14 protein-coding genes and 1 tRNA gene are annotated in these 19,265 nt (G+C 44.4%); 6 read left to right on the top strand and 9 right to left on the bottom strand.

Annotated features, from left to right (window positions below; genetic code table 11):
* Positions 1–257: 257 nt before the first annotated feature.
* Positions 258–602 (bottom strand): pentapeptide repeat-containing protein, encoded by a 345-nt coding sequence (locus V7K48_RS10650; protein ID WP_335072165.1) that lies wholly within the window; start codon positions 600–602, stop codon positions 258–260.
* Here V7K48_RS10650 and V7K48_RS10645 point away from each other — a divergent pair.
* The gene (locus V7K48_RS10645) at positions 595–912 is read left to right on the top strand and encodes a hypothetical protein (RefSeq protein ID WP_335072163.1); all 318 of its coding nucleotides are present in this window, start codon (positions 595–597) and stop codon (positions 910–912) included. The genes V7K48_RS10650 and V7K48_RS10645 overlap by 8 nt on opposite strands.
* Before the next feature lie 342 nt (positions 913–1,254).
* Here the strand turns inward: V7K48_RS10645 and V7K48_RS10640 are convergent, their stop codons facing one another.
* Entirely contained in the window at positions 1,255–1,926 is a 672-nt protein-coding gene (locus V7K48_RS10640; RefSeq protein WP_335072161.1) for a cadmium resistance transporter, read from the bottom strand.
* Positions 1,927–2,549: 623 nt separating this feature from the next.
* Here V7K48_RS10640 and V7K48_RS10635 point away from each other — a divergent pair.
* Positions 2,550–3,017, top strand: coding sequence for a cyclic nucleotide-binding domain-containing protein (locus V7K48_RS10635; RefSeq protein WP_334975066.1), 468 nt, complete (start codon positions 2,550–2,552; stop codon positions 3,015–3,017).
* 298 nt (positions 3,018–3,315) lie between these two features.
* Here the strand turns inward: V7K48_RS10635 and V7K48_RS10630 are convergent, their stop codons facing one another.
* Complete coding sequence (locus V7K48_RS10630; RefSeq protein WP_335072159.1) at positions 3,316–4,725, bottom strand: cobyrinate a,c-diamide synthase; 1,410 nt, start codon at positions 4,723–4,725, stop codon at positions 3,316–3,318.
* Positions 4,726–4,955: 230 nt separating this feature from the next.
* Here V7K48_RS10630 and V7K48_RS10625 point away from each other — a divergent pair, with 230 nt between their 5' ends.
* Both V7K48_RS10625 and V7K48_RS10620 read left to right on the top strand, forming a co-directional pair.
* Positions 4,956–5,591, top strand: a complete 636-nt coding sequence (locus V7K48_RS10625) for a glutathione S-transferase family protein (protein WP_335072157.1) — start codon at positions 4,956–4,958, stop codon at positions 5,589–5,591.
* A gap of 427 nt (positions 5,592–6,018) precedes the next feature.
* Complete coding sequence (locus V7K48_RS10620; RefSeq protein WP_335072155.1) at positions 6,019–6,999, top strand: phosphotransferase family protein; 981 nt, start codon at positions 6,019–6,021, stop codon at positions 6,997–6,999.
* Here the strand turns inward: V7K48_RS10620 and V7K48_RS10615 are convergent.
* The 5 genes from V7K48_RS10615 to fbp form a co-directional block, all read right to left on the bottom strand.
* Complete coding sequence (locus tag V7K48_RS10615) at positions 6,979–7,158, bottom strand: hypothetical protein (protein WP_335072153.1); 180 nt, start codon at positions 7,156–7,158, stop codon at positions 6,979–6,981. The genes V7K48_RS10620 and V7K48_RS10615 overlap by 21 nt on opposite strands.
* 453 nt (positions 7,159–7,611) lie before the next feature.
* A complete protein-coding gene (opcA, locus tag V7K48_RS10610) occupies positions 7,612–8,988 on the bottom strand; it encodes a glucose-6-phosphate dehydrogenase assembly protein OpcA (protein ID WP_335072151.1) in 1,377 nt (458 codons plus the stop codon).
* A gap of 183 nt (positions 8,989–9,171) precedes the next feature.
* Positions 9,172–10,701, bottom strand: a complete 1,530-nt coding sequence (zwf, locus tag V7K48_RS10605) for a glucose-6-phosphate dehydrogenase (protein WP_335072149.1) — start codon at positions 10,699–10,701, stop codon at positions 9,172–9,174.
* Between the two features lie 244 nt (positions 10,702–10,945).
* The gene (tal, locus tag V7K48_RS10600) at positions 10,946–12,091 is read right to left on the bottom strand and encodes a transaldolase (RefSeq protein ID WP_335072147.1); all 1,146 of its coding nucleotides are present in this window, start codon (positions 12,089–12,091) and stop codon (positions 10,946–10,948) included.
* A gap of 438 nt (positions 12,092–12,529) precedes the next feature.
* Complete coding sequence (gene fbp, locus V7K48_RS10595; protein ID WP_335072145.1) at positions 12,530–13,579, bottom strand: class 1 fructose-bisphosphatase; 1,050 nt, start codon at positions 13,577–13,579, stop codon at positions 12,530–12,532.
* 1,057 nt (positions 13,580–14,636) lie between these two features.
* Between fbp and V7K48_RS10590 the strand changes: the two genes are divergently transcribed.
* Together V7K48_RS10590 and V7K48_RS10585 are read left to right on the top strand one after the other, a co-directional pair.
* On the top strand, positions 14,637–14,903 hold the full coding sequence (locus V7K48_RS10590; RefSeq protein ID WP_335072143.1) for a hypothetical protein: 267 nt from the start codon (positions 14,637–14,639) through the stop codon (positions 14,901–14,903).
* Positions 14,904–15,150: 247 nt separating this feature from the next.
* Positions 15,151–15,222, top strand: a tRNA-Val gene (locus V7K48_RS10585).
* A gap of 95 nt (positions 15,223–15,317) precedes the next feature.
* On the opposite strand, the gene V7K48_RS10580 is transcribed toward V7K48_RS10585, so the two are convergent.
* Complete coding sequence (locus tag V7K48_RS10580; protein WP_335072141.1) at positions 15,318–18,941, bottom strand: DUF4912 domain-containing protein; 3,624 nt, start codon at positions 18,939–18,941, stop codon at positions 15,318–15,320.
* Positions 18,942–19,265 lie beyond the last annotated feature (324 nt).

Raw genomic sequence — 19,265 nt, 5'->3', positions numbered from 1 at the left:
TCGATTGAATATGCTGCCATTTCTTAATAATCTTCTTTTTTACATCTTTTAAGTTTATGACTTTTGTGGCAGTTTTGATATCAAATTGCTGTAAACTACACTTTTACGGTAAGGGCACTTAAGGAATTGGCGACTGAGGACTTGGCTTGGCTATGCGATCGCCGCCCTCCTTCAAATATTAAAGTAAAGCCTGTATTCATGGCTGAATCAGGCTTTTAAGGTTTTTTAGTAAATTTGCACAGAGAACTTCAGTTTAATCACTGAACAGTGAATCCTTCCGGTCTGATTGCATCTTCCAAATCAACCCCCATCAGGTTAACCCCTTGCATGTTTGCATTTGTGAGATTTGTCTTTTCCAAGTCTGCGCCCTGTAGGTTAGCTGCTTGCAGGTTTGCTCCCAGCAAGTTGGCTTTCTCTAGGTCTGCATCAAATAGGTTTGCTCCCAACAAGTTTGCTCCCAAAAGGTTTACCTTGCCTAAATCTGCACCTTGAAAGTTTGCCCCTTGTAAGTTTGTTTGCTGTAAGTTAGCCCTTTCTAAGTCTGCATTTTGTAAGTTAGCACCCTCCAAGTTTGCTGCTTGCAGGTTTGCGTCCTTGAGCATTGCTCCAGTTAGGTTACACCCGATACATTCATTAGTTTGTAATAAACGTCTAACGTTTGCTGCTACAGACACTATTGGCGATGTAACCGGAGATATTACCAGGGAAGTTACAGACTCCATTGGCGATGTAACCGGAGGCATTACCGGGGAAGTTACAGACTTCATTGGCGATGTAACTGGAGGCATTACTGGACCTAGTTTAGATTCCGTAGGTATGGATGGTGTTAGTGTTAAAGCTCTAACGCTGGGTTGGTCAAGCAGAGAAAATCCTGCTATAAGTACCAGAAATACTGCTGTTACAATCCACTGAGTTAATTTTTTTGGATTTGGTTTATTCATTAGTTCCTTCCGATCATGATTCGTAGTGGTAAGCTTGCTTTTATAGGAGCCATCAATAATCTGCTTTATTCTCACTTTAGATAAGTTTATTGATAACATCAAATATTATCTTGATTGAAATTGATAAATTCAAGTGATTAAAAAATTTTTAGCGGTAGCGACTGTGCGTAGCGTCACTCACAGGGCTTGTCGTTAGCATCTATCCCAAGGTAGCAAGTTTTCAGAGCAGGTGCGACGCCGAACAGCCCGTCGTAGACATCGCGCCGATCACCCACTGTAGGCGTAGTTTACCGCCGTAGGCATCGCCTCATACCTAATTGGAAAGCATTGCCAGACTAGGTAAAAGTCGATATGTTTCACTTTTAATCAAGATTGAAAGTCCCAAGTAAATTAAGACAAACGGGAAGATTTTCCGACCATAGCGAGTTAAAACCGGAGTCATCAGAGGATTACGAGTCAGGTTGTAAGAGAGTAAGCACCACACCCCAACACTGAAATAGCAAGCACACAGAATTACACCCAAACTTGGAAGATTGCTACTGGCAAACAAGGGTACATAGATCCCAATGTTGTTTCCTCCATTGGCAATAGTGACAGCGGAAACGCGGTAAGTTTGAGGATCGCGGATAGTTGCTAATAGTGATTTCTTCTTGTGTCCAGATTTGGTAGGAGTTAAGTCAACTGACACAGCTTGCACTGTCTCTGCTTCCTCTTTTCGACTGATGAGATTACTGATACCAATGGCGATCGGAAGCAAACCTAGTAAACCAATCCAGGTACTTGGAATAATCAGACCGCCGAAGAAACCAGGGAGACTAGCACATACTAAGGTAGTGAAGCCCAGAAATTCACCGAGAACAATATGCTTAGGACGAAAACTGCGATTGACTTTTCCGAAGAAAGCTGTCAAGTATAAATTGTCGTCGAAGGTGGTTGCAAAAGCGGCAGAGATTCCAATAAGAAATGTACTAATTAGCCAACTCATAATTGTTGCTCACGATAATTCAATGCTGTTGGGCAGTTCAGGAGATTTTGTGACTGTTTTACCTAACGACAACCGATCAAGGTTCGCTAGTCATCAGCCAGTTCCCCAGTTTTTAGAGGCAATACCTACGGCGGTAAACTACGCCTCCAATCAAGTTGGTGATTTTTTTCTCAGCAAGGTACCTTGGGAGCTCATGAACTGAATATTACGGCTTTCAACCAAATAAGAGCAAATACTCTTGTTTCTTAAAAGGATAAATAAAAATGATTGATAACTTTACCACAATGTTATTTTCGTTCTTACCTCGTTCCCATGCTCGTACGGGAATCCATTTATGGAGACTCTGACTCCATGTCTGACTGGAGGCAGCAACCCCTAATTGGCCTTCTCATGTTCTGCATGGGAACGAGAGAATACCTAATACTGAGCTATTGTTTGAGAAGCTTCTGTGCGTAGTTTACCGCCGTAGGCATCGCTCCTATTGAAGAGATGCTAAGTGGTTTTCTGTCGGTAAAGTTTAAGATATTCTTGACGGCTAGCGTTCAACATCGGTTAATATGACTAATTGCGCTCTGGCTTCGGTTTTAAAATTTACAGTAATGTTTGATATTTAACTTGTAATTATGCTAACCAGTGTTGACCGTTTATTATTTGTCCGGCGAGTCCCGATTTTTAAGGAATTGCGGGATGATTTTATTGTGCGGCTCACTTCAGTGATGAACGAATTGTCATTTCCGGCTAATTACACCATCTTTCGACAGGGAGAAGAAGGGCGATCGCTCTATATTGTCGTGTCAGGTCGAGTTAAAGTTCACATTGGAAATAAACTACTTGCAGAGGTGGATCAGGGAAAATACTTTGGTGAAATGGCAGTATTTGATACTCAACCTCGTTCTGCCACCGCAACGACTCTGGAACCTTGTGAATTTTTAGAACTGACGCAAGAGCAACTTTATGATGCGATCGAAGAAACTCCCGAAATTGCGGTGAATATCATTCGTGAGTTATCCCGTCTGATTCGCAGATTGAATGACGATATGAATGTAACGAATTCCCCACGGACAAATCCGGGGGCTTTTAGCAGAGAGTGATAAATAGCGGTTTGGTTCTGTGCAGTTCCAAAACACATTGTGCTAGTTTTTTCTCCCCTGCTTCTCTTCTACCCCAGATTAAAAACAGCCTGCCTCAACGAATAAACTCCTTAACTGAATGGTATTGCATCAGGATGCATTCACAATGCAAGCCGACGCATTCACAATGCAGCCGACGCATTCACAATGTAAGCCCATGCATTAACAATGTAAGCCCATGCATTAACAATGTAGCCGACGCATTCACAATGTAAGCCTATGCATTAACAATGCAGCCAATGAATAGTTTAGTGCTGGCTTAAATCCACGTTCCTGAAGATGCTACTTTCAGGCATTCTTTAAGAAACTGCTGGGGAATTTCTTCACTTTCTCCCCAGTGTAAATGCACATAAGAAGCATAAACATTTGCAGGTAAACCCCATCCCTCGCATCCCATATTTTCGTCACAATCGTAGCGAGAAGTTTCAAACAGGGGCGGAGTGGGAGTGAAAGTTAAATGGGAACGATGAAACTCATGTCCGTAAACAGTTGTATTTGCTTTAACTAACAGATTATCTTGCAAAGCTACTGCACGACGATATCCCAAAGTTAAACGCCCACCCATCACAGCCGATGTCGGTAAAACTCCCGCCATCGACCAAGGTTTACCCTCAAAATCAATAATTTGCTCACATAAATACATCAATCCTCCGCATTCGGCAACTGTCGGCATTCCTTGAAGAATTGCCGTTTTCACTGCATCACGAACGTTAATATTTTCTGCTAGTTGCTGGGCAAAAACTTCTGGGAAACCACCCCCAAAATACATTCCCTGTACATCTTTTGGGATGCCAGCATCTTCTAATGGACTCCAGAAAACCAGTTCTGCACCAAGCTGTTGCAGCAAATCGAGATTGTCTTGGTAATAGAAATTAAAAGCGCGATCGCGGGCAATGGCAATCCTAACGGGGGATGAGGAGGATGTAGCTTTAGCTTCCCGCAGGGTGGGAAATGAGGGAAAATGGGGGAGAGGTTCGGATTTTAACAAAGGTAATAAGCGTTGCCAGTCGAAGCAAGTATCTCCTAAATCGGCGAGGCGATCAATTAAAGCATTCAGTTGAGGAAGTTCTGCTGTTGGTACTAAACCCAAATGGCGATCGGGAATTGTGATGTTATCTTGACGCCGCAACACGCCGAGAATGGGTAATTGTAAGGTCTCTAGGGAATCTTTCAAAAGAGAGAGGTGGCGATCGCTCCCGACACGATTTAATACTACCCCAGCTATTTTAATTCGGGGATCAAAAGACTGGTAGCCGTGAGCGATCGCAGCTACAGAACCAGAAAGGCGACTGCAATCAATCACCAACACCACAGGTAAATCTAAAAGCCGCGCGATGTGTGCCGTACTCGCAAAATCAGTTGATTTTTGCTTTTCTTTCCCATGCCCAATTCCATCAAACAATCCCATCACCCCTTCCACTAAAGCATATTCACTCAGTTGGCTATGACAGGCAAAACATTGCTGAACGTAGGCTTCAGAAGTAAGTACCGGGTCTAAATTCCGACAAGCACGACCTGTTACATGTTGATGAAACATCGGATCAATGTAGTCTGGGCCTACCTTGAAAGATTGCACCAGGCGATCGCGACGGCGTAAAGATGCTAAAAGGGTAAGCGTGACTGTTGTCTTGCCCACTCCACTACGTTCCCCGGCAATGACTAAAGTCATAAATGAAACAAACAGATAATTGATTATTGCCTGTGCGTCTATCGTCACTTTTTACAAAAGCAGATGCGCCAGAAAGTGATTTATCTAAAACCAACTAACTCAAACTTATACCAATTAGAAACAAGAAAACCAGCCAATTAGGGGAGTTACGCACAAAAAGTCTGTCTAATAATATAGTTGGAGATTAGCTGAGATCGGATAGTAATAAGCCACCAGAAGAGGAACGTTTTATGATCGTTGTGCATCATCTCAATAACTCGCGATCGCAGCGTGTGCTGTGGCTGCTCGAGGAATTAGGTATCGAATACGAAATCAAATTCTATGAACGCGATCCAAAGACAATGCAGGCACCAGAGTCGCTGCGTCAAGTCCATCCGCTCGGCAAATCACCAGTGATCACAGATGCAGACGTCACGATCGCTGAGTCGGGGGCGATCATCGAATACCTAGTTAATCGTTATGGCAATGGTCAGCTAGTCCCGGCATCCGGTACGCCAGAGCATCTGCGCTATATTTATTGGCTGCATTACGCCGAAGGCTCTGCAATGCCACCGCTGGTGATGCGGCTAGTCTTGAACAATTTCGGGGCAGGGGACAGCAGCGTCGTTAGCGGATTCGTCGCGCCCCAGATCAAACTTCACTTTGACTACATAGAAGGCGAACTGCGTAAAAGTACATGGTTTGCGGGCGAGGAATTGACTGCCGCCGATATCCAAATGAGCTTTCCCCTGGAAGTAGTCGCCATGCTCCCCGAAGAGGTGGAGAGCCGGCCAAAGCTCAAAGAATTTATCGAGCGTATTCATGCACGACCTGCTTACAAACGTGCGCTTGAGCGTGGAGGCACATACGACGTATCCTTTCAATAATTTGCAAAAAGCAACGAAGTATTAGATGACCACCCCAGTGGATGAACTATAGCGGTTCTCAATTGTGGTTAGAAGCGGTGGGGTAAATCAGTCATCAAGTATCGGTTATCAGTGGGTCAAAAAAGTCAGGATACTTGCTCTCCCTTGCGAAAACCTGGACAAAACGCAAGCGACCTTTGCAGTACTCTTGGTTTGACGGCGCTCCCGTCAGGTTGATTTATATAAAAACTAAGAGCGCTGCAAGCCAAAAACAGTAATTATATTGGGTATATTTGGGTACGAAGACAGCAGTTTTGTCTATTTTTAATTGAACCCCAACTACTTCAATAAATCGCCGTGCCGTCGATCCCAGTTGAAACGGAGCTATTACAACAGTCTGGTGTTTGTTTGACGCTAGCATTATTAAGATGACGATAAAAATTAGAAGATGGATTTACCGTCTCAAGCGCTCGATATCGAAAAACTCCTTACACTGGTTGCAATCCATCTCAACGTTGAGCCAGTGGAGCTTGAGCTTGTACCGATCGCTACAGGTAAACACAATTCTTCGTTTTGGGTAGTTGCACCTGATAAGCGCTTTGTATTGCGGGTAGCTCCAAGAGATTCAACAGGGTTGCTGTTTTACGAACGCCGCATGATGCGCCAAGAGCCATTGCTACACGAACTTATTTGTAAGAACACAACTATTCCAGTTGCACAAATCATTGTTGCTGATTTTAGTCGCGTTCACTTGCAGCAAGATTATCTGTTGATGACAGCCCTTGAGGGTGTTCCCCTAAGCAATGCTCCTTCGTTGAGTTCTTCTGGGCATGAGCAAATTCTTTACCAAGTCGGCTCCTACCTGCGTCAATTGCATGAACTGACGGCTGCTGAGAGCCTTGGAATTGAAGCTTATGGATATATCGGAGAGCATCATCCAATGCAACCTCAAGCAACCTGGGCAGAAGCATTCCGTGTGATATGGAACAAGTTATTGGATGATGTAGTCGCAAGCGGATGCTATACACCAAGCGATCGCTACTTTATGTCTAATCTTTTAGAGCAACATCTTGCTCACTTTGATTATCTACAATCCCCTCGCTTGCTTCACATGGATGTCTGGTCACAGAACATTCTGGTAGACTCAACAGGTCATGTGACTGGATTAGTGGATTTTGATCGCGCCGTTTGGGGTGATCCGGAAATTGAGTTTGCGGTGTTGGACTACTGTGGTATTAGCCAAAGAGCCTTTTGGCAAGGATATGGCAGGGAACGCCCAAAGTCTACCTCTGCTGTTATTCGGCAACAGTTTTATCTACTATATGAGGTACAAAAGTATATGCCGATTGCAGTTTGGCGAAGGCGAGATCAGGTTCGGGCGTTGTTCTTCAAGCAAAAAAGTTTAGTGTTAGCGAATAATCTCCTTTAGTTGTACTAATAGTTCGCTAGGAGAAATTTTCTTAAGGAGTATAAGTGGAATGGTACTCTCAATCGACTCAGCTTCCAGACCTTCTATGTCTTCCGACGCGAATTCCAGGCTCTCTGCATCTGCTACAAATGCCCTCAATGCAGTAACTAAAAAAGACATTATTTAGAATGGTTCACCCACTGCTGTTACTATATTGCACCCAACTGAGAACCGCTATAATACCATTACTTGTCCAAACTACTGACTTACTAAGTACAGCATTTCATTAATTCGTAGCGAATTAAATTTGGCGATACCCAGCAATACCAATGCGTCGCTTTGCATTATTAATGCATCGGCTGCATTCTTAATGTGTCGGTTTGCATTGTTAATGTATCGGCTTACATTGTTAATGCGTCAGCTTGCAATGCCAATGTGTCAGTTTGCATTGTTAATGCGTCAGCTTGCATTAAAAACGCTACGCTTTTATGCAAAGCTGTACTAATTTCAAAGTTTCTCTGCTAAAACCAAGGAAAACAGAAAAACCCTCCAGATTATTGAAATATCCAAAAATCTGAAGAGTTTGTGTTTGATCTTCGCAATTTTGGTAACTTTTATTCTTTCCAGGCGAAGTTAACTATTTGTTTCTAATTTGAAAATATTCGCTGTTACTCCCAGGCTTTCTTCAAAAAGTGACTCGCGGCCCCAACGTTGCACCTGCTGACTCAGCAATGCTTCCGCCTTTTGTTCCGAAAGTGAAGTTACCTGTTGAAATAGACCAGCAGATTGAGCGCCACCGTGTGTTTCCATCCGCATACAGCCGCCAGTTTCCGAGCAGATAACTGTACCACAGTCTGCCTGCGGATTTGTCGAACTGAGGCGTAAGGCAATCAAGTCGCCGGCAATCTCACCCACATCAGCAAGAGGAACACCCGCTAATTCGGCTTCCACTTGCCGTTGATCTTGGGCAACAAAGCGAATCTGAGTGATGTCGTAATCTCCGGTTTCCTTTTGATAGGAAACTGGCTGCCATTGTAGACGACTTGCCAGCCAACCCAAAAACAGCAATGCCTGTGCGGGGTTGCCTTTTTCGTAATCAATAGTTACTCGGTCAACTTCCCTAATGGCAGCCCGACGGTGAGGTGAGTCGTAGGCTTCAGCTGTTAATTCTTGCCATGCTGAGAGGCGACGCCAGTTTAAATCGGCTAGGGGAATACCACTTTCCACCAATTCTTCTAAGTGGAGTAAATCACTTTCTGGCTCGTTAAAGCGGCAAGAATCCACAATAACATTGTTGGATACTTCTGCCAGCCGCTTGAATAGAGTGTTATTGGGGTCTGGTGTTGCTTTCCACCAAAGAAATTTTGGTAAGCCGCCAATTAATAATGCTGGAATCATCCCCCCTACCCGTTCTAAGGCAGCAGCAGTTCCACTGAGAGTTATATATTCGCAACAAATTAGTGTGCTTGAAGATTGCTTTTGGATGGGGCAATAGGCAGAAACTTGAGCCTTGACCCCTTTATCTTCCCCAGCAATGGGAAATAGCGCAATGATCCGGCAGGGGTTGCGGAGGGCGATTTCATCGGCAATTCTTGGGCTTGGGGCATTAAAGCTGGGAATACCAACAGCAGGATTATCTCCCGCAGCCTCGATTCCTTGACGTTTAGCGAATTCTTCTCTCAAGATAGCCAGGGTTTCAGGTGTTGCTTTTCCAGTATCTGGCAGTGTATATTTTCTCTGCACTTGCCGCAGCGCAGCTTGCATCTGAGGCCCTAAAATTCCGTCAAGCGGGCCGTTGTAAAATCCCAAAGTTGCCAAGAGATACTGGGTTTCTTCCGGTTCGTAAACCACTAAGGTAAATGTAGTGGCCCGAGTAGCAGCAGGAAGCCCACCGTTCTCGCCAGTAATGCCGTAGCTTTGCCAAATTTGATTCAGTTCCGCATCTAATTCGTTAAGCGAAATATCTTTTGGTGCCTGAAGTGAAAAAATTGTAGAAGATTGAGGAGCCATAGGAAATTTTGGATTTTGGATTTTGGATTTGAGATTTGAGACTTGAGATTTTAGATTTTAGATTTTGGATTGAAAACTGGTAATTTGCTAATTAGTAATTGGTAATAGTTTTTCATATTTTCCATTACCCATTCCCTGTTTCGCCATCCCCAATCTAAAATCTAAAATCTAAAATCTAAAATCTTAGAGTCTGCGCCAGCGACGGCCATCCTGATTAATTAAGAATTCTGCTTCTGCTGGTTCCCAAGTACCGGCTTCATACTGGGGAATAGTAGTTGGATCGGCGGGTGCATCCCAAACGGAAAGGGCTGGCGTTACTAATTGCCAGGCTGCTTCTACTTCGTCCGCCCGTGTGAACAATGTTTGATCGCCCATCATACAATCAAGGAATAGGCGATCGTAGGCATCGGATGTTGCTTGGATGCCAAAGGAACCATAACTAAAGTCCATGTCAACGGAACGGGTACGGAATTCTGCCCCCGGCATTTTGACATCAAAACGCACGGAAATTCCTTCATTTGGCTGAATCCGCATCGTCAAAATGTTGGCGTTTGTCTGTTGGGCGGCAGATTGAAACATCCGAGACGGAACTTCGCGGAAGTGGATGGAAATCTCACTGACTTTTTTCGGCATCCGCTTACCAGTCCGCAGGTAGAAGGGAACACCTTGCCAGCGCCAATTGTCTACCAAAAACTTCATAGCGACATAGGTGGGCGTTGTCGAGTTGGAATTAACGCCTGGTTCTGCCCGATACCCTGGCACTGCTTGACCCTTCATCCAGCCAGCACTGTACTGACCACGGACTGCTGAACGTGAAAGATAGTGCACATCTGCTAAACGAGTAGCTTGGAGTGCCTTCACTTTTTCTGTGCGGATGCTGTCGGCATCCATTGCGTTGGGTGCTTCCATAGCCGTTAGGCAGTAAAGTTGCATTAAGTGGTTTTGCAACATATCCCTTAGTGCGCCGACGCTTTCATAGTAACCAGCCCGGTCTTCCACACCTACGGTTTCTGCTACGGTAATTTGCACATGGTCAACAAATTGACGATTCCACAACGGCTCAAAAATCGCATTGGCAAAGCGAAACACCAACAAATTCTGGACTGTTTCTTTACCCAAGTAGTGGTCAATGCGGTAAACTTGGTTTTCTTTGCAAAATTTCTGTACCACTTGGTTAAGACTCTGAGCAGAAGCCAAGTCGCGACCAAAGGGTTTTTCAATTACTAGACGATGTTTGTAGGAATCTTCTAGCATCCCGGCGCTTCCTAGCTGCTTAATCGCTTCGGGAAAGAATGAGGGGGCAACTGAGAGGTAGAACATTCGATTCCCTCGTGTGCCCCGTTTTTCGTCTAATTCACTCAATAAGCTTTTCAGTTTCTGGTAGCCTTCAGGATTGTCTATATCCCCAGGACTATAGAACAGACCTTGAGAGAAGTCTTGCCAAAGTTCCCCTAAATCGACATCAGCATGTGCCTCTTCCATGCCTTTTTGCATCTGTTCACGGAAGTACTCGTGGCTCCATTCTCGACGTGCCACACCAACAATGGTAGTTTCGGGAGGAATACGCCGTTCTCGCCGCAATTTGTAAAGTGCTGGCACTAGTTTGCGCCAGGTGAGATCACCAGAAGCGCCAAAAATGACTATAATCTGGGGTTCGGGCATCCCTTGCTGTTGCAGACCGACGCGCAAGGGATTTTCTAGCAGACTGACCATAGGAATTTTGGATTTTGGATTTTGGATTTTGGATTGGGTATTGGGGTTAGGAGAGAGGTGACAGGTGACAGGTGATAGGGAACAATCTGTACCCCTTCGGATGAATCTTATTCGCCCTTAGCGTCTCTCCTTCTCCCAAAGGGAGAAGACTTGCTAACGCCAGTCGAGGAAAGGGGGAAACCCCTTGTTCCCGATCTGGCTCACCTGTAAGCTGTACCCTATTCCTTTCTCCACTCCCTAGTCTCTACACTGGCGACAATACCTTGATCTTTTCTTCTAAAGAGTTCATCAAGGACTGGAAGGGCTGGATAAACTTGTCAATACCGTCAACTAACAGTTCATCCATTACAGTATCGAGATCGATATTGATGTCGGGATCTTTGAGGCTTTCGATCAGCGTGTAAGCTTTATCTACATCCGTTTCTAAGCGATCGCCTACGTTACAATGATCGGCACAAGCTTTAATCGTCGCTGGTGGTACGGTGTTGACGGTATCACGGCCAATCAACTCTTCGATATACATCACGTCTCTGTAGTTGGGGTCTTTGGTGCTGGTACTAGCCCAAAGTAGCCGCTGTACTGTGCCCCCTTTTGCTGCCAAGGCTTGCCAACGATCGCTCTCGATAATTTTCTTGTATTCTTGGTACGCAACCTTGGCGTTAGCGATCGCTATTTTCCCTTTAACAGCTAATAGCTTTGCTTCCACGGTAATATCATCAACGCCTTTTTTCAACTTAGCATCAATTTTGCTGTCAATGTTGCTATCGATCCGGCTGAGGAAGAAGCTAGCTACTGAAGCAACTTTACTGATGTCCTTACCTTCAGCCAGCCGTTTTTCTAAGCCACGAATATAAGCCCAAGCTGTGTTGATGTAGCTTTCTACAGAAAACAGCAGCGTAATGTTGACATTTATCCCATCGGCTATTACCTGTTCTGCTGCTGGCAAACCAGGCTCTGTGCCGGGAATTTTAATCATCAAATTTTCCCGACCAATTTCTTGGAAATAGCGCCGGGCTTCGTTTATTGTTGCTTCAGTATCATGGGCGATGGATGGTGGGACTTCCATACTCACATAACCATCTAGTCTATTCGAGGCTTCATAAACAGGGCGTAAAATATCACATGCATTACGGATATCTGCAAAAACCAGCGATTCGTAAATTTTGTATGTCGGTAAGCCAGCGCGAACTCCGGCTTCGATATCGGCATCATAAATGACGTTACCTGCGATCGCTTTTTCAAAGATAGTTGGGTTAGAGGTAATCCCAGAGATCCCTTGATTTTCAACCAGGCCTTTGAGTTCACCTGATTGAATAATGTCACGGCTCAAATTATCCATCCAGATACTTTGACCGTATTGCTTAATTTCTAGTAGATGATTGGTAGTCATAGCTCTAATCTGTTTCACTCCTGTATAGTGATGTTTCCTAGTGAAGTTGGTAAAACCCATTAAATGTTAATGGTGACTTTTGAATTGTGGCGTTGCCAATCACTTATCGCATCGGCCAGCTGAGATAATCTTTAATACATCTTCAAGAAGTGCTATTCTGTATTCCCAATCCTAAATCACCATGATTAACTTTTAATTAATGCCATAGGCTAGACGCATCCTTGATGCTTTTGTCACGTCTTCTAGTGCAGTATGGCAAAAATAACTATCCAGTTGAAAAAAGTTAAAGAGCTTTATCTACAAGATTTATTTTTTCTTGTCTTCTAACTTCTGACACTAGTACAGCGCGGTGGAAATAAATAATCCATTCCAAATCAACGAAACGCTTACGCTGTATTCATTTTAAATGAGTGAATGAGTGACTTCCGCCTTGCGGTACTAGTGGCCGTTTTGAATAAAAGACTCTACTTTTGCTACATCCTCTTTGCTACCAATAATTAAAGGCGTGCGCTGATGCAGTTTTTTCGGTACCACATCCAAGATATCCATCAGTCCTGTAGTAGCACGACCGCCTGCTTGCTCAATCAAAAAGGCTAGAGGAGCGGTTTCATAAAGCAAGCGCAATTTCCCTTCTGGGTTTTGAATTGTGCCTGGGTAAAGAAACACACCGCCTTGAACCAAAATTCTATGGATGTCGCTCACCATTGCGCCGCTATAACGAGCGCTGTAACCTTCTGTGCGATGAACGTAGCGGATGTATTCTCGAATCGATTCTTCCCACTGCCAGAAGTTACCTTCGTTCACGCTGTAAACAGAACCGTGGGTAGGAATCCGAATATTTTCTTCTGTGAGAATAAACTCTCCTAAGCTGGGATCAAGGACAAAAGAATGAACGCCCTTACCTATAGTATAGACCAGCATCGTGCAGGGCCCATACAAGATGTATCCGGCAGCGAGTTGCTTCCGACCGTTGCTGAGGAGGTCAGTTGCCTTACCATCGCTATCAGTTCCTTCTTGTTGGCGAATGGCGAAAATGGAACCCAAGCTGAGATTGTTATCAGTGTTAGATGAACCATCAATTGGATCATACAGCAAGGTATAGCGTCCAATGGGGCAATTTTCTGGGATGTAGTAAGGATTTTCCATTTCCTCAGAAGCTAGGCGACAGACTAAGCCGCTTTGCTTAAAAACTGAGATAAATACATCATTGGCATAGACATCCATCTTTTTGACGGATTCTCCTTGCACATTAACTTCCCCAGTAAATCCAAGAACGCCTTCCATTAAACCAGCGCGACTCATGCGGCGGGCAACCAGTTTACCAGCCAGGGCGATGCGATTCATCAGCGCACTTAAATCCTGTGCATCTGGTGAAAAACTCTGAAGTTGCTGGAGGACGTGACGGGATAAGGTTGTACAATCACGATCTAAAGCTCTGTCTGTAACTTCATTCATAGATAAGTCTAAAGATTCTGGCGCTTTAGCCATTTTTACATTCTCCGTAGCCACTAGCTGTTAGTTGGGTTTTAGTCATACATGGCAACTTATGGTTGCTGCTTCTATCTTAGGAAGGTAATTTGAGAACTTAGATGCGACTTTAGATAAACTAAAGAAATCAATCTTTGGTGACTCCTGCGCCCAGAGCCTAAATACGTAGTAATTTGTCTAAAACATCACTAAAACTGCATTAGTAATTTACCTAAATCAAGCGATTACAGAAAGTAATCAAGGCAACCAACCCATTAAGTATTATGTGCAGCCTGAGCTACCCTGAAATTAGGTAGGACTTACGCAAGAACTCTCTAAAACTCTTATTTCTCAGTGTCGCGCCAGTTGCTACCCTACGGGAACGCTAAGAGCGTAGCTTGCTTCCCTGGAGGGGTACAAGTCTCTTAACTGCAAGGGCGCACTGGCTTTTCTGCGGACTCTGCGGTAGCCTACGGCAAGCCGCTTCTCTACGTTCGCGCAGCGTGTCGCAGACAGACGCTGCGCGAATGCGTCTACGATTTTCCGTTACCTGTGCGTAAGTCCTGTTAGGGTAAAATCTAACGTTACTTTTATGAGAATTTCGTCTAGCGATGCCTACGCTTACTATTGCTAAAAAGTTCCGATTTTAATTGGAGCCGTAACTAAAGAGAGATTTTCATGTGCTGTTCAACCCTTTTTACCCAATAAACCAAAATCAAAGTGGATAAAGTTCTAACTCCCGAATAAAATTCAGTACTTTATTCATTACTTTGCCCCTGGTGACACTTTCTGTAACACTACCCTTTATTAGAGGAGGGGAAATTATAAAGTAAATGCATAATTTCTTGATCAAAAAGTCTGTTTACTTTCTTAAAATACTGAAATGCTTTCTCAAAATGCCATTTTACTTTCTCAAAATGCCATTTTACTTATTCATTTTGGTGTTTTCCGCAAGCAAAATGACATTTGATTTACTCAAACCCCAGTTTGCTTTCTCATTTTGGTGTTTTCCGCAAGTAAAATGACGTTTTACTTATTCAAACCCCAGTTTACTTTCTAATTTCGGTGTTTTCCGCAAGTGAAAGGCGGGGCGAAGATTATTTGCGGCTATACAGGCAAAGTCCGCCTCGACGGATTAAGGAAAAATCTCGTTTCTAGCCAGAAGCTGGAAATACTCATTATTGGGCTGCTACCGCGAGTCAACATTGGGCGATTAACACAAGAGTGGCGCACATACTTCACGTGGATGGGGTCACTGATTCAAATCCAGTATATTAGAGCCTTTCTCAAAATTCCACCAGGTAAAAGAGGGAAAGCCAGACAAAAACAGAATGCTTGGTGTTGAGTTAATTTTGTGATTCTTTAGTCTATATGAATCATATAACCCAGAAAAAATCAGTATGAAGAGGCAAGAGGTGAAACACTTAATGCTTATATGAGATAAAGGATAAACAATAGTAGTGAGGATGGCTCAGTTTCAAAATCCAAAAATAATGAAGAGCTTGAATTTTTACTTAAATCCACTGAGCAAATTATCTAATGTATTTTTGTAAGCGTAAATGTGAGTAAGTTATGATAATATGAAAAGTCTTGGGCGATTAGCACAGGGGTAGCGCACATCCTTCACACGGATGGGGTCACTGGTTCAAATCCAGTATCGCCCACTTATTATACAGCAAGGCTTTCACTAAATTAACCCTCTCCCCATTTCCCCCAGAAAGGGGAGAATAGGGTTAGAGGGGATAACTCAAGGTAATTTCTAGCTTTCGGAAGTTTCCTGAAAGAACTTCTTATGGATAGTTCTAGTGGATTCCCCATCAGCAGCTACCGTTATGAAATAGTCCATTAAACCATCTGAAAAGGGGAGACGCAGGTGGAAAGTGCCATCGGGTTTGATTTTGATGGTATGTCCACCAATGTTTACACTTGTATTTGGTTGGGTTGCTCCGTGAATAATCAACTCAGCATCTGCCACAAACCAGAAATCTCCCTGGGAACGACTGAAAACCCGAACATTAGCTGAACGAGCTATGAGTAACCAACGATCGCCATCAGCGATATAGCCAATTTCAATCATGTAGTCGTGATCGCTGGCGGGAATAGCCACAAAGCGTCCCTGTACTACCTCTTCACATTCATACTGCTGTACAAGCTGGGGACTTTGATAACTCAAGTCAATCCCAGTTACATCGTAGAGCCGCACTGCCAATTGGGAGCCACCCTTTTGTTGCAGCAGCGCTTCGTTCTGAGTCTTGGAAATGTACCAAGAAACATAAGCCCATTTGGGAGTGCGGGGTGTGAGCGCAACACTGCTCTCTTCTTCACTGCTCTCTTGTTCACTGCTCTGTTCTTGGGCTTCTACCAAGCCAATAGCTGTTTCGTTTGCTAACGCTACATTTTCAACGGTGGGATCTGGATGGGCAAGACTGAAGACACGAACGATCGCTGAACGGGCGATGAATAACCAGCGTTCGCCATTAGCGACATAGCCAATTTCAGCTATGTAGTCGCGATCGCTGATAGGAATTTCCACAAAGCGATCGCGTGCTGTCTCTTCACATTCATACTGCTGTACCAGGTGCGGACTTTGATAACTCAGGTCTATCCCAGTCACATCATAGAGCCGTACTACCAATTGAGAGCCGCCCTGTTGGTGCATCGCTGCTTTTTTGGTTTCGGAAATCTCCCAAGAGACATCAGCCCATTGGGGAGTGCGAGGTGTGAGCACAATACTGCTCTCTTCTTCTACATCCACCAAGTTAATATCTGTTTCATCCGCAATCGCCACATGATCAACTATGGGATCTGGATGGACAGGACTGAAGACACGAACGATCGCTGAACGAGCGATGAATAACCAGCGTTCGCCATCAGCGACATAGCCAATTTCAGCTATGTACTCGCGATCGGTGACGGGAATATCCACCAGGCGATCGTGTGCTGTCTCCTCAGATTCATACTGCTGTATTAAGTGGGGAGTTTGATAACTTAAGTCAATCCCAGTCACATCGTAGAGCCGCACTACTAATTGGGAGCCACCCTGTTGGCGCATCGCTGCTTTCTTGGTTTCGGAAATCTCCCAAGAGACATCAGCCGAGGTATAAGTATGCGGTGTGAGCAGAATACTGCTCTGTTCATCTGCATCTACCAAACCAATAGCTGTTTCGGCTGCTGCATCTACGCCCGTCGTAGACATCGGCGCATTATCAACCGTAGCATCAGTTTGTCCTTGGGCATCTGATGCAATCGTAGCCCAGGCTCCAATCCCTGTGCCTGCTGCTAGGGCAGCAGCGGCGGCAAAATCTGTGGAGTCTTCAGCAACAGTTTCCCCAACAGTCGGCTCTGCTTGAGATTCTGACTTTAGCAAATCGGCACTGGGTTCAGATGCGTCCGCTACCAGATTCAATATATCTTCTGGAAATTCTGGGAAATCGAGCAGTGAAGATGTTTGTGCCGCTGAGGGTTCTATATTTGTTGCCACTTCCCCAGACTCTGGTAAGGGCAATTCATCTACTGAGGCTGTATCTTCAGTTGAGGTAATACTCTCTAACCAGTTCAATTCTGCCTGGAGTTCCTCATCTATCTGATCTTCACTAACTTCTGTATCCCAATATCCAAAATCAGATGTTACTTCTGGCACATCTGGTAATTCGGGGAGTGGGGCTGTAACCTCAGATGAAGGCAGTTCTACATCAGATGCCTCTTCTGGAATATTAACCAGGTGAGGATATGAAGTATTTACTACAGCCGCTGGAGCTTCTATGTCCCATGCAATTTCATCCGACTCAGGAGTATATGTCCCCGGATAATTATTTACTTCGTCTGTCTGATGAATCGCATCTGTTTCTGTTTCTTTGTTGGTAAAGGTAGACCAGGTAGCCGTCCCGATGCCTGTTGCTAGAGCCGCACCACCGGTTAAAGCTGCGGCTCCCAAGTTGTTATTTGATCCATTAGCTACGCCTGAGGTTGTGCCTTCATAGAGGTTAGAGGAGCCATTAGTTGTCTCTTGTACTAAATTTGATGTGCCCTGAGTAGCGTTCTGGTTCAAGTCTGATTGTGTTTGAGCATAGATGTTGAAAGGAGTGCGATCAGGGGTTTCTTGCTCTTGGAAGTGCGACACTGGCTGCTCCTCAAGCATCGCTCCATTATGGGAGGCAGCTGTGCTCGATGCCATCACAGCCATTTCTGCATCTTCTGTACTAGGTGGACGAGGATTTGATTCTGGTAAGTTGTCTGTTTTCTCAGTGGGCAATGAGCGTTTTCCTAGAGTCCACCATAGTAACCCTCCAGCTACAGTCATAAAAAAGACAGGTAGCAGCAACCAAATTGGTGTTTCTTTGTTTACAATTGGACTATTTTGTGCAGGAGCTGCCACAAAGGGCTGTTCGCCAAATACAGAAGTGGTGGCACTAGGGGAAGGCGTAGCAGCTGGTGTCGTCTGGGCACTGGGGGAAGACGTGGGAGCAGGTTGTTGTGATCCGCTGGCTGCGATCGCTTTTGCTTCAGCCGTTCTAGCTTTTTCTATAGCCTGCTGTCCTGGGGGTGCAAGGGTAAAGCCAAGAAAATCTATTGTGGTTAAGCTGGGATTTTTTTTGTAAACGTAAACTAAAGGTTGCGAGAAGGGATATTTAGCATCATCTGGCAAGGCTTGATGTAATTGCAGAACTCGCACACCTTTGAGCTTCGACACCTGATTAGCTAACACATAACTGATGCCGTCTTTACCTAGTTGTTTGATGATTTCTGCGGTATTATCATCACTTACTTGGGTAGCATTAGAGCCTGTAGCAAATTCAGCAGTCTTGAAGGCTGGATAAGCGCGAAAAGTATTGCGAGTCTCACTCGTGTTAGGGTGATCGATTAACCGAATCTTAAGAGAAGGACCTCCCAGTTGTGACCAATTTGTAATTTGTCCCCGGAAAATCCGGGCGAATTGCTTACTGGTTAAGCTTCCTTTGAAAGGATTATCTGCACCAACCACGATCGCAATCTTCTCACGGCGCAAGCGAACTTGCTCTAGTCCTTGGGCTTTTTCTGCTGGCGTCAATCCACGCCCCATTGCTGCTATGTCGATTTTGCCATTTAGCAAATCTTTTAGTGCCCTACCAGTGCCGTTAGCAGCAACTTCAACTTTTGTGCCAGAAAATTGTTTTTCAAAACTTTCTTTCAGGCTTTGATTGATCGCAGCCAAGCTATTTGAACCGTCAATCCGCACCGTCGTCCCATTCTGCACTGTTTGTGGCAGTGTAAAAGAGGGAGCTTTAGGTGTAGATTGTGCCAGTATCGGTGCAGATACCACCATTACTGCCATAGGGGTCGTAGCTAAGACAACCCATAATACCAGCCTGACTATCGAAGTATCTTTTTTTTCTTGTTGCCACATATGCCCCTTATTAAAGTAAAAAATAGAAAGCCTGCCAGTCCTAAATCGCTATCTTTTTAAAGATTATGGAGCAGACGCGCTAATTATACATCTGAGTTATCTTTACTTCTAATTCTTTCAGTATATTTGTATGTTTTTATACTTTAATACAGCTTGTATAGCATAATGATTTATACTCTAATTGCCAGAGTCTGTTTACTATAAAATTTTCTAATTTATATTGCAACTTATACCAAGTTGGTAGCTTAGGGAAGTCCAAAAAATAAATTATCCCATTTCTGGACTTCACTACGACTTTTCCTCCCCCTGCTCCCCCAATACGCT

Origin of the sequence: Nostoc sp. (assembly GCF_036919615.1) — a bacterium.
Classification (GTDB): domain Bacteria; phylum Cyanobacteriota; class Cyanobacteriia; order Cyanobacteriales; family Nostocaceae; genus Nostoc.
Note: the sequence above shows the minus strand (reverse complement) of the source record. Positions and strands in the feature narration are given on the sequence as shown.